General features: G+C 45.6%; 11 protein-coding genes and 1 pseudogene. 9 read left to right on the top strand and 3 right to left on the bottom strand.

The window, feature by feature from the left end; genetic code table 11:
• Nucleotides 1–324 precede the first annotated feature (324 nt).
• Nucleotides 325–1,278 carry a tyrosine-type recombinase/integrase gene (locus ACTU3N_RS14770; RefSeq protein ID WP_443086893.1) on the bottom strand — a complete coding sequence of 318 codons (954 nt, stop codon included), beginning with the start codon at nucleotides 1,276–1,278 and terminating at the stop codon, nucleotides 325–327.
• Between the two features lie 40 nt (nucleotides 1,279–1,318).
• Nucleotides 1,319–2,848: a TraI domain-containing protein gene (locus ACTU3N_RS14765; protein WP_443086892.1), complete on the bottom strand. Its 1,530-nt coding sequence runs from the start codon at nucleotides 2,846–2,848 to the stop codon at nucleotides 1,319–1,321.
• A gap of 134 nt (nucleotides 2,849–2,982) precedes the next feature.
• Between ACTU3N_RS14765 and ACTU3N_RS14760 the strand changes: the two genes are divergently transcribed.
• From ACTU3N_RS14760 to ACTU3N_RS14735, 6 genes are all read left to right on the top strand, one after another.
• On the top strand, nucleotides 2,983–3,606 hold the full coding sequence (locus ACTU3N_RS14760; protein ID WP_235785439.1) for a pili assembly chaperone: 624 nt from the start codon (nucleotides 2,983–2,985) through the stop codon (nucleotides 3,604–3,606).
• Between the two features lie 176 nt (nucleotides 3,607–3,782).
• A complete protein-coding gene (locus tag ACTU3N_RS14755) occupies nucleotides 3,783–4,799 on the top strand; it encodes a hypothetical protein (protein WP_443086891.1) in 1,017 nt (338 codons plus the stop codon).
• An 87-nt stretch (nucleotides 4,800–4,886) separates the two neighbouring features.
• On the top strand, nucleotides 4,887–6,104 hold the full coding sequence (locus ACTU3N_RS14750; RefSeq protein WP_443086890.1) for a conjugal transfer protein TraF: 1,218 nt from the start codon (nucleotides 4,887–4,889) through the stop codon (nucleotides 6,102–6,104).
• A 57-nt stretch (nucleotides 6,105–6,161) separates the two neighbouring features.
• Nucleotides 6,162–6,707, top strand: coding sequence for a hypothetical protein (locus ACTU3N_RS14745; protein ID WP_443086889.1), 546 nt, complete (start codon nucleotides 6,162–6,164; stop codon nucleotides 6,705–6,707).
• A gap of 36 nt (nucleotides 6,708–6,743) precedes the next feature.
• Nucleotides 6,744–7,391 (top strand): hypothetical protein, encoded by a 648-nt coding sequence (locus ACTU3N_RS14740; RefSeq protein WP_443086888.1) that lies wholly within the window; start codon nucleotides 6,744–6,746, stop codon nucleotides 7,389–7,391.
• Nucleotides 7,388–7,666, top strand: a complete 279-nt coding sequence (locus ACTU3N_RS14735; protein ID WP_443086887.1) for a hypothetical protein — start codon at nucleotides 7,388–7,390, stop codon at nucleotides 7,664–7,666. The genes ACTU3N_RS14740 and ACTU3N_RS14735 overlap by 4 nt, the downstream gene beginning before the upstream one ends.
• Before the next feature lie 27 nt (nucleotides 7,667–7,693).
• Here ACTU3N_RS14735 and ACTU3N_RS14730 read toward each other — a convergent pair.
• Nucleotides 7,694–7,900 (bottom strand): annotated as a pseudogene (locus ACTU3N_RS14730) (IS3 family transposase); the annotation flags it as partial.
• An 872-nt stretch (nucleotides 7,901–8,772) separates the two neighbouring features.
• Between ACTU3N_RS14730 and ACTU3N_RS14725 the strand changes: the two are divergent.
• From ACTU3N_RS14725 to ACTU3N_RS14715, 3 genes are all read left to right on the top strand, one after another.
• Nucleotides 8,773–9,831: a bifunctional transcriptional activator/DNA repair enzyme AdaA gene (locus ACTU3N_RS14725; RefSeq protein WP_443086886.1), complete on the top strand. Its 1,059-nt coding sequence runs from the start codon at nucleotides 8,773–8,775 to the stop codon at nucleotides 9,829–9,831.
• A gap of 8 nt (nucleotides 9,832–9,839) precedes the next feature.
• Nucleotides 9,840–10,598, top strand: a complete 759-nt coding sequence (locus ACTU3N_RS14720; protein WP_443086885.1) for an isocitrate lyase/PEP mutase family protein — start codon at nucleotides 9,840–9,842, stop codon at nucleotides 10,596–10,598.
• Between the two features lie 121 nt (nucleotides 10,599–10,719).
• The gene (locus ACTU3N_RS14715) at nucleotides 10,720–11,955 is read left to right on the top strand and encodes a SidA/IucD/PvdA family monooxygenase (RefSeq protein WP_443086884.1); all 1,236 of its coding nucleotides are present in this window, start codon (nucleotides 10,720–10,722) and stop codon (nucleotides 11,953–11,955) included.
• Nucleotides 11,956–12,077 lie beyond the last annotated feature (122 nt).

Raw genomic sequence — 12,077 nt, 5'->3', positions numbered from 1 at the left:
GGGATTGAAAATCCCCGTGTCCTTGGTTCGATTCCGAGTCCGGGCACCACTTCTTCAGAGCCTGTTCGTTAAGAGATGAGATCCTTAACGGGCAAGACAATAGTCCCAGACGGCATGATGATGGTACTTGTGTTACCGCATCAGTTGAACACGGGACTTAAATCCAGAGGATGTTCATACCATCCTCTGGATTTCTCACGTCCACAATTTACTTCACGAACGTATTTACCCTCAGATCTTCCCTGTGTCAATCTTTTGTAAAGCAAACATCCCTTTTTTTTCCATTTTTAATTTCATCAACTTAGATTTAACTTAAGATTGGTCTTATGCCGCATCCAGCTCCTCCAGCATGTCCCGGACCTTATCCAGGTCACTTTCAACATACTCCAGCGTGACTGCCGGTGTTGAATGACCAAGCAGGTCCTGTGCCATCTTAAGGTTACGATCCGGCAAACGCATCAGGTTAGTCGCGATGGTGTGTCGGAACCTGTGCGGGCTGACTGTAAAACCGCATTCTCGCGAAAGTCGTCTGAAAAACGCACGCAACGGCGGATAATCCATGTTGCTGCTGATTTCATTCTTCCGGCCATCAAAGCGAGAAAGATTAAACAACTGGTCATGCATCTTCGCGCCACGCTCAAGTGAAAGGTTATAGAGCCTTTCAAGTCTGGGGCGGAGGTTTTCAGTAATCGGAACCCGGTGCTCCTTATGGTTCTTGGAACCCTCAGGCCGGAGATTAATCCAGCGGTGCTCAAAATTTACATCCCCCAGGCGAATGTGCAGCAGCTGGTTCTGGCGCATTCCTGTCCTCCGCAATGCATCCAGTACCGTTAGCCAGAACCATGCTGGCCGTAAGGCGCTTTTTCTTAACTCCATCATACCAGTCCGTTCATCCTCTTCCCTCGCCTGCATGTGCAGATAAATTTTATTCATCTGTACATCAGTCAGTGTTTTTTTGCGTTTGACATCGGGTCGGGTAATTACCCCGTTGAAAGGATTTTCCCTCATCGTTACAAGCCCATTAACGATGGCGTGATTAAATATCGCGCGCATATGAGTCACTTTATTATTCCATGTCGTTCTGCTCAGTCCTTCCTCATGGATAATTTTTCGGCGCCACGTTAAAACCAGCGTTTTATCAACCTGCTCAGGTGAAATACCTGAGCCGCTAAAGGAAATGAATGATCTGACTACCTTCCTGTAGCTCCACTCCGTAGCCGGGCGCAAAGATTTACTGAAAAAATAATCATCCAGCACTTGTTCAAATGCATTGTTCATATTCACCTCATATATTGTTCTTCTGACTTAAACAATAGTATTAATTTCTTCGTGCAAGCCATAAACTGTCCGGTGGACAGGTTCCTTTTCTGTAAATAATGTCAGCGCTCAGCATGTATCCTGACATTTTGGTATAACGACCGCTTTTATCCGGCGTGTCGTATTTATGGTAATGCCAGAGGCCTTTACCATTTCGTGAATAATGAACGTTCAGAGCTTCAAAGCTTTTTTGCAACTCCGATTTATCCAGTGACTCATTTGTATTCAGCGATAAATATTTAAAAAAACACTCAGGTGAAACAATGAATACAAACTGAGCCAGAATATGTGCAAAACTCTCACCCTCATTGACACTAACCGTACCGTCAAGGATTGAGGATTTCAGCCAGTCCAGAAACTTTTCTCCTTGGGTGCCAGATTCCATCCCGACCAGCGAAGCCTCTTCAGAAGAAATAGTTTCAACTTTCGCTTCAACATCAGGAGCACCAGAGCCCGACATCTTGTCAAGCACGCCCAGAAGTTCTGCGGTTGATACCGACTCATCCCGGACAGTTTCATCACCTGTTCGTTCATCGGATGACTGTGTATCATGATTATCAAATGCCGAAAGCAACGTAACCTGACCGGTAACATCCTTAGCAGCATAAACATCTGTCTGGTTAATATCGTAACCTATTGATGCAATGTTAATTGGCTCTGGAACCGGTGTTATATTTTTGTGACTGGACGTTTGATGCATATCGTCGTCTATTAAATTTGGGATATTGTTTGTTCTGGATTCTTCCTCCCCTGAGGTGATCACCTTATCGCTTTCAGAGGGGCTTGCTGTACCAGAGACGGCTCCTGATTTATTGGCAACGCTGGCAAGCGCATCGCTGATGATGCTGTTGAGAATTCCAGACTGAACTTTTTGTCCGCTGAGGTACAAAAAAAGCGCGCCTGAAATCGCCGGCCACCGTTGAAGCCAGATAGCCGCAGCATCCGGGATGAGTTTACTGGCAATGAACATTCCGTTCATTGAGGCCGCCCTCCCCTGCCTGGGACGCACCCGCCAGTTTGCACCGGGTATTTCCATCCCCGGACACCAGGCTTTTCCGTTCGCCAGGCTCCCTTCAATCTGCGACAACCAGTCAAGATGATGAAAAAGCCCAGCCCAGAACACTGCGCATATCCAGGCAGGCCCCTGCTCTGCCTGCTCCTCAGGCGTCGCTCCCGGAGGTAACATCATACCGCGTACCAGCCTCACGGCACTTGCGGCCACGGATAAACTGAGGTCAGTAAAGCCCCCTGGAGTGGCGAACGGCCCCGCCCAGGCTGCCGGTACTTCCTGAACGCGGGCGGCCATTTGCTCTAAGGGTTTTAGCCAGAATTCGTCAAAGGCAGACTGTGACAGTGGGCAATTTTCCCGCAACATCCGGACGAACTTCTGTCGCTCCGCAGTTCCCAGTAACAACTGACCGGACAGTACGTTCCGGAACCCTCCCGCTTGCGCCGGCTGTACGGATGGCCTTACTGAGTGTTCCGTTCCGACTGCCAGTCCAAGGCCTGTTAACCATTTCAGTCCACGCATAACCACCCCATAACCAGATTCTGAATTGACGCTACGCTATGGAGACGGTTGTATTTTGCAAGTCAAAAGCCTTAGTTCCTGATTAAACAAAACGAACTTGCATTAATCCTTAAAGGCCGGTTCACAGTTTTCAGATGAAGAGAATTAATCAGCATGCTTCCTTAAGCGCCATCAGAAATCTGAGGGAAGCGACAGAAATGCAAAGATTAGTAGTCTCTGGAATTATCCTCTGCTGGGGTTTTGTGAGTTACGGGTTCATCGCTCTAATTACGGGGTATCAGGATGGGATGGTGTATATCTGGGGGCTTGTTTTAATATCCCCTTTTTCTCTGAGAGTGGTGAACTGGATGCAGCGCAGACTCATCAACCAGCCCTGCATCCTGAGCTACCATAAGCGCAGCTCAAGGATATTCGTGCATCTGTCGCCAAACCAGCCAACCGTCAGTATTTCATCCGAACGTGTGGCCTGGTTCTGGAATGGAGTGCTAACCAGTATAGAGGACGCTCTCAGTGGCAGAGAAAACACCATCGTGATTGCCTCCCATCTCCTCACCTCTTATCGAATTAAACGTATCAGAAGGCATCTTCAGATTCAGGCCGGACATTACCGAAGCCATGTCATACATGTCCCCTTCACACCCGCTGCGCGTGCAGTTATGCAACTGGAAATTCTTCTTGCACAGTGGCGCTGGCGTGTACCGTCCAGAACGTTATGGCCCGTTCTTGTCATACGAAAAACTTTCAATCCGGAAAAATAATTTCCCCTGTTTTGCTTTTTCACCTGTTGTCACACTGGCTACATCAATGTAGTCGATCTGAACGATCGATTTTCATCGTTATACATCCACTCTGGTGCGCGGTAACGTATCCACAGTGGATACAATAATTAATAACTTAAGTCGAATTAATGTATTAGCCAACACCGGGAAATTATATGAACCGTCTGAACATCACCTCCATCCTTGCCAGTATCATCACTGAACGGGATGAAAATATGCAGCAGCTGGTAGCCCAGCTTTCGGACGGAAAGAAAACGTCTGGCAGCCCTATTGCAATACGTTTTAAACCAGCTGTCAGGGATTTCGTCACACTGGTATCAGGACGCCTGGGTATTTCATCAGCTGAACTGGTCAATATTCTCGTCGAGGGTATCATGCGCGAGACGCTTATCCCCCGACAGGCTGTGATCACACATATCCACGAACGGTTCTGGCTGCTGATGGATGAGCACCGCCTGTCGGTACTGGACGTGGCTCGCCTGCTCTCGGACTGGAATATCGGTCTGAGCGTTCTGGAAAGCCGTGAAAGAACGATGGATTACTTAACTGCACCTTTGCTGAAACAGCTATCTGACTGGTTCTGTGTAAGTACCAGATGGCTGGAAGGAAGTGATCCCCGGCCAGCGTATCTGACCGCTTTCAGCGAATGGATGCAGGTTGCCATGATAATTAAAAAAAGAATTCAGGAATATACATCTGACGACAACCTGACCCGTCCTGACATATTTCTGGTCAGAGAGAATCAATACACCTCAGGAGATATCAAAGACGAATCCGGACATGTTTTCATTTTTATTCGGCGCTATAAAACCGTTAATAACACAACAATCCGTGTAGTTGAATGTATCGGGCATTGTCCATCTTCAGGTGCTTATAAAACACAACTTAATTCATTCCTGAGTATGAGCAACATTCTCTTCAGGGCGCATATTCTCAGCAGTTTCGACACATTTTATGCATCCGGTTATTTACTGGATGCGCTGAGAGAAGGAAAGATACTTCCGGCCGCTGCACTGAGGGAGATTCAGAAACTTCAACGAACAGAGTCAGGTAAGTTTTCTCAAAATATATGGACCGAAGAGGAAAGAGAACCTTTTCTTTTCCCTGATAAATTTATAACACCAGAATGGAGTAAATTTGTTAGCCAAATAACAGCCCTCAATATTAAGTGAAATAACCAGTCAGACACATTGTTTTATTGGTGCGCCAGCGCCAGGGGATTTTTTTGCCTTAAACACCATAAACGACAAAGGATATAAATGATGAAAGCTTCAATTTCAATGATTACACGCTGCGTTTCCCTTGCTCTTCTGGTTTCCGCAGCGCCGTCGGTTAATGCTGCGACGAACTGGATGGAGGCACGCGGTGATGCTATGGGTGGCACCGGCGTGGCATCCGCGCACTACGGTACAGCTGCTCTGTCTAACCCTGCTCTGTTAACTACGTCCGGACCAACCGATGATTTCAGCCTGGTGCTGCCATCGGTGGGTGCCCAGGTCTCTGACCCGGATAAAACCGTGGATAAAGCGGATGATGTTAAGGACCTCTGGGATCGTTTCGACAGCGCCGTCGCTAATCAGTCCGGTGTCAGCGAAAGCGCCGCGGCACTCAAGAAAAAGCATCAGGATTTGAAAAACACACATGCGAACGGCCAGGTCGGGGCTTCAGTTATTGCAACTGTGCCGAACCAGACACTACCGTTCGCCGTTGTGGTGAAATCATGGGGTACTGTCTCTGTCGATGGTAAGGTCAGCGATCACGACCTGGAATACCTCGACAAGGTCGCCGATGGCACAATCCCCCCTTCTGCAGTGGATACTGACTCACTTACGTCAAGAGCTTACGGTCGTGCGGCTGTGATCACCGATGTCGGCGTGGCCATGGCGCATGAGTTCGAAACTGCAGGACATGCCTGGTCCTTTGGTATCACACCAAAATACCAGCGCGTTGACCTGTTTAACTACAACGTTTCCGTCAGTAATTTTGACAAAAACGACATTGACTCCAGCGAGTATCGCAATACCAAAACCGGTTTTAACGCCGACGTCGGTCTGTCCACAAACCTGAACGATAACTGGACTCTCGGTCTGGCCGTACAAAATATCATCCCCCGCTCAATCGATACCAAAGAAGTCAATGATGAAAAGGGAACGTTCAAGATTAAACCGCAGGCCACTGCCGGCGCCTCATGGCACAACAGGTTCATCACAACCGCGCTCGATGTCGACCTGACTGAAGCGAGTGGTTTCACCAGTGATAATAAGCGTCAGTTTGCAAGTCTGGGTGCCGAGATTAATGCCTGGAACTGGATGCAGGTGCGCGCGGGTTACCGCCAGAACATGGCTTCCGGAGAAGGCAATGCTTTCACTGCCGGCCTGGGGTTCTCTCCGTTTGATGTGGTTCACCTGGATATCACGGGCATCGCAGGCACTGATCGTACCTACGGGGCGGTTGCACAACTTCAATTCACTTTCTGATCCAGCAAAATGAAGGGGCTGTTTACTGACAGCCCTGGAAGTCCTCAGGAGAACACTATGAAAAAACTCATTCTTTGCTCAGGTATCTCTTTTGTACTTATGGCTCTTGCGGGGTGTAGCCAGAACCAGCTCAATCAGTTTCAGCGACAACTGTCAGATGTCAGCACAATGATATCACCTGGTGAGCAGCATCCTTCTGAAAAACAGGCTGAACGTAATGAGATTGCCCAGGCATTCAGCCTGCCAGTCGGCGTAGATACTTCTGCGCTACGCCTGAAGCAGCATTATGGTTTTCCCTCAGATGAAGATGTTTCAGCCGCAAGAAACAATGGTCAGGGAAATGCTGGCTGGTCAGCATCGGCAATTTCAGAAGGTGCCAGTTGGTCAGCCCAACCTGGGTCTTATTATCGCATGAGCCGGAACTGGGCAGCTAATGATCGTATGACAATAGAAGTCACAGGCGATGCTAAACACAGCAACGTTACCGCAACTTATCGTTCCTCCAATCCGGAGCATCTTAAACCCGAATGGACCGCGCGCCTGTGGAAACAAATTCCGGAAGTCGCACGCGGTACGAAGGTTAGTCGGGAGGTCAGGCAATGAGCAAGTCACCTTATCCACGGTCGCAGGAGGACTGATATGTTCAGTTTACCAACAGGTGAAAATATCAAAACCATTGAAAAGCTAATTAGCGATGCCTCAGAGGTTATTTCAAAACGCGAGCGCTCAGTCAGACGTGCAGAACGGAATCTGGAAATAGCCGAAGACCACCTTGCAGACCTGGAAAATCAGAGAGATGAACTCGTCATAGTGAGCTGGGGAGATGCTCCCAATTGGCATGGAATATTTAGTATGAGTGAGGATGCCTCAACTACCATGCGAGCATACCGTGATAAATGGGTCGGTACGATCGCAGGTCTGCGTCTGACTGCCTTCGGCAATATTTATACCGGACAGTCAGTTTACGGGATCGGTTTCACAACAAAGTCTGAAGAAGAACTGGAGCAAACAATCCAGATGGTGGAGTTTGTTCTGCCGTATCTTATTGCTGATGAGCGAAAAGAAAAATCATTAATGATTTATAACTCCCCCGCAGTGGACTGCTGCCACAGCTTCGTTTTTAACATCGAAACAGACACATATGGCATCGCCACAGATCGCTTTATGTCACGTCAGGAAACGATGGAGTTTCCCTCACTGGAATCCGCACTTCGTCATCTCCAGGCAAACTCCTTAATAGACGATGTAGATAAACGGAAAAGCCTGAACGATGAGGTGACGGAATGAAAGATGTGTACTGGGTAGTCGAAGCCAACGGGAAGGAAATTGGCGCTATGACACTGGATGAGTTTGAAGACATCCATAAGTCCGTGAAGGCAAACTGGATGAACAGGATCGTTGCCGTTATCAGGTTTTTCTTTTTCCCTGCATATAAGAAAACAGGCCTGTACTGGCCTGAAATTGAAGAAGAAGTAAAAGCACTTTTGCAGGTCAGAACTGATGCTCCGCTAACCATTAAATTCGTTCATGGAAAAATGCCATCTCAGATAAGACTGGACTGACCCCACGCCCGTAGACAAATTCTGTCCTCACGGTGAGGCCTTTTCGAAGGCCTCCGGACTGACGCCTCCCAGGTGACTGTGGCGCCGGGTCCTGTTGTAGAACACTTCAATGTAATCGAAGATATCCGCCCGGGCCAGATCCCGGGTTTTATAGATACGCTTTCTGATGCGCTCTTTTTTCAGCGAGCTGAAGAACGATTCGGCCACCGCATTATCCTGGCAGTTGCCACGACGTTTCCCGCCAACACCGGCACCAGTGCACCCAAGCCGGATCGATCCCTTCCACCCGCTTCTCGTACCATTTTGTATAGTTTCGCATCATCCATTGGGTGCTGAAAATTCCCAGTGCAGCAAGTGCATGTGAAACGCGGCCGGCGTAACGGGATAAACCCTTGTCTATCCTGCTCTGGGCACGCCAGAGGAGCTCAGGCGTAAACGTTTTTAGCCGGGGATCCCTGTTAATGATCATCAGTGTTGCCAGTATGCCTGAGACATACTTTTTCTGGCTGGCCGGGACATAACCCAGCGACGTCAGCGTATCAATCAGCCGGTCCAGCTCCTGGTGATGAAAATCGTGCCCGAAAATGACAGAAGCATAGAGCGCAGGTTAGCGGATATCAGGCAGGCTGAGCGGGTCATGCAAATCCGCTAGATGCCAGGCAAAAGCGGCCATTAACGGACGACTCTCTCTGACATTTCGACACAGCGTGAGCCAGCGCTCCTAGGCCAGCACCAGCAGGGCATGCCATCTGCATGCATTTCGCGCAGCAATCCGGCTACTCAGTCCCAATGTACTAATGTTTTGAAGGGCGAAATGTCGGGAAACGCAAATTTAACAAAAATAAATATTATTATAAAATTCAAGATATTACGTTGTCTGTTAGTGACTTTAATCACAAAATACAGTGATGCATCGAAAAACTTTTTGCGCAAAAAAACGATATTTAGTGCTGAAAAATTCAAAACATAAGAAACATTATCTTTATAAATAACATTTTAATGGGGTGAAATTCTTTTTTATCATCATAAAAAATACGTGCCCGATTTTAGTCGCTACATTTGCAGCATTACATTAACATCGTGAAACACTAACAAAACGAGGCATCATGATGCTATTGGACATTCCTTCGGATGATGTTCTTTATAAGGCATTGATTGAACGCGATCCTTCTTACGAAGGCTTTGCGTACGTGGGTGTAAAGAGCACGGGGATCTTCTGCAAATTGACCTGCCCTGCCCGCAAACCTAAAAAAGAAAATTCAACATTCTATTCCTCAATTGCTTCGGCGCTTGAAGCTGGTTTCAGACCTTGCAAACGTTGTCGACCGATGGCTGCCGGTCTGACTCGCGAACCAATTATCGATAGGCTGTTGGATGAACTGGAAAAAAAACCTGACGTAAGATGGTCTGAAGGCATCATAGCCGAAATGGGATTCGACCCTTCGACTGTTAGGCGGGCATTCCGGCGTCAGTTCGGAATGACATTTTTAGAAATTGCCCGTTTAAGAAGGATTGGCAGGAGTGTGGAGTCACTGACTGTCGGTTCAAAAGTCATAGATGCGCAACTCTCAGCCAGTTATGAGTCAGGAAGCGGATTCCGCAATGCAATATCACGATACATCGGCGTTTCTCCTAAAAATGCAAACAACAGGTTCTATCTTAAAGCTGATTGGATAGAAACCCCAATCGGAACAATGATAGCCATTGCGGACAAATATTCTCTCTATTTACTGGAGTTTCTTGACAGAAAAGCCCTTCCTGGAGAAATGGAGAAACTCAAAAAGTTAACAAACTCAGAGATTGTGATGGGTCGTGAAGAACCAATCGATCTTGTTGAGAAAGAGCTCAATTTATACTTCGCAGGAAAAATACTTAGTTTTAATACTCCCTTGGCAGAATTTGGTTCAAAATTTACAAGGGGAGTATGGGATGCTCTTAGAAAAATCCCTGTTGGAGAATTAAGAAGTTATTTAGATATTGCTAGAGAAATAGGCAGCACTTCAGCTTGCAGGGCAGTTGCCCGGGCTAATGGTGCTAATCAAATTTCAATTTTAATTCCATGTCACAGAGTAATTGGCGCAGATGGAACATTAACCGGTTACGGTGGTGGTTTATGGCGCAAGAAATGGTTAATTGAACACGAACGCAGAATATCAAATAATTGAGAGGAATTATGAATAAGCATATTGAATCATTGCATGAATTACATAAAAAATCTCGACCACTTTTTTTGTTTAATGTCTGGGATGCGGGCACGGCGAAAATTGTTGCCGATAATGGAGCGGAGGCGATTGCTACCAGTAGCTGGTCAGTAGCTGAAGCTCAGGGCTACGCAGACGGTCAAATCATGCCTTTTAATGATTTACTGATTATTGTGAAAAATATTGTCAGAGCCGTAGATGTTCCAGTTACAGTTGACTTTGAAAGTGGCTATTCAGAAAAAATCGATGAAGTACGTGAGAATTTTTCTGCATTGATCAAAGTCGGAATTTCTGGAATTAATTTCGAAGACCAGAATATCCCTGACGGCGGCATATTTGGAATCGAAGAGCAATCAGCAAGGATATCAGGTTTAAGAGATGTCGCTAACAAGCTGGGAACAAATATTTTTATTAATGCCAGAACAGATGTTTTCCTGCTGGAAAGTAACCAGGCAAAGCATAATGACTTGTTAGAGAATGTAATTTTAAGAGGTCGTGCCTACAGCAAAGCGGGAGCGAGCGGCTTTTTTATTCCTGGCACGACAGATAAAGCGTTAATCAAAAAAGTATGTGATGCTGTAAAAATTCCGGTCAATGTAATGGACTTAAGTGATGACCTTGATATAGAAGCCTATAGTAAATCCGGTGTCAGCCGTGTAAGTATTGGACCAAAATCATGGATTGATTTCTCTCAAAATTTTAAAAACAATACAACAGGCCTTTATCGTTAATTTTAATAAGTTAAAAAATATATAATTTAATACTCTTTGCCATCGTTTTTCAGAATGTCATATTTTGCCGGGGAAGGCAGTAAGTAAACTCCACTTTTAAATAAATACTTAGGAAAGAAAAATGCATTCAGTTGATTTGATAATGGTCGGCTGTGGACCATCTAATCTTGCCGTAAGTGTGGCAATTGAAGAAAAGAAAAAGCATAGCAATATTAAATCATCAATCATTCTGGAAAAAGATTCTTCAGTTTGTTGGCATAGAGGAATGTTATTCCCTGAAGCGCAGTCGCAAGTTTCATTTTTAAAAGATTTAGTAACACAAAGAGATCCAACCAGTAAATTCAGTTTTCTGAATTTTCTTCATAAAACTCAGCGGCTGGACCAGTTCATCAATCTTCAAACTTTCAATCCTTTCAGAAAAGAGATATCGAATTATTTGCAATGGGTCGCCGATAACTTAAAGAAAACACAGGTAGTTTATGACTTTAAGGTCATTGATATTTCACCTGAGATTGATAATTTTGGGAAGATAGCTGGGTGGCGCATTACCTCAGAAAAAGGTGAAGAGTACAGAGCAAAGAAGATCATTTATGGCGGAGGCAGGGATCTTAACATACCTGAAGTATTTGCAAATTTATCAAATGAAAAAGTTATTCATAGCGTGAATTATCTGTCTGCAGTAAACCAAACAGATAAGCAGAAAATCAGAAATATTGCGGTTGTGGGCGGGGCACAAAGTAGCGCTGAGATTTATCAATCGTGTCTTGAGCAATTTCCGGAAGCAAAGGTATCGATGATTATGCGATCAATAGGGTTGGTGAACTATGAAGGAAGTCAGTTTACCAATACTCTGTTTCAAAATGACTATATTAATACCCATTTTGAAAAAGATGACAACATCAAAGCTGGCGTACTAAAAGCAATGCGAACAACTAACTATGCTGGTGTTGCACCGGCAACATTGTCCGGATTATATAAATTTCACTATCTTCAGGAAATGAATGGCGTAAAACGTGCAGTAATGCATACTCAATGTGAAATTATCAGTGCCATTGAGAAGACTAACGGCATAGCCATCACATGGAAAGATAACATTAGTGACAAAGTTTGCAGTGAAACGTTTGATTTGGTGTTTTTAGGTACGGGTTTTAAAAACAAAACGCCTGCTTTATTTAAAAAACTCCAAAATGTTTTGCAGATAGAAAAAATAAAAGTCACCAGAAAATATCGCGCCATTTTGCCTTGCGCGGAAGGTGTCTCATTACATCTTCAGGGCGTTAATGAGGAAACTCACGGCATAGCAGATTCTTTGCTTAGCGTACTGGCACTTCGCTCACGTGAAATTGTTGACGATTGAATCGCCACGGGTTTAACAGACACCTCAGAGTCATTTAAAATGGCTTAATGAGAGGTGCACATGAGCAGTAAGCGTTATCCTGAAGAGTTTAAAATTGAAGCTGTCAAACAGGTTGTTGATCG

The organism is Vagococcus sp. WN89Y (assembly GCF_052220145.1).
GTDB lineage: Bacteria > Pseudomonadota > Gammaproteobacteria > Enterobacterales > Enterobacteriaceae > Kosakonia.
This window is presented reverse-complemented; position numbering and strand designations above follow the sequence as displayed.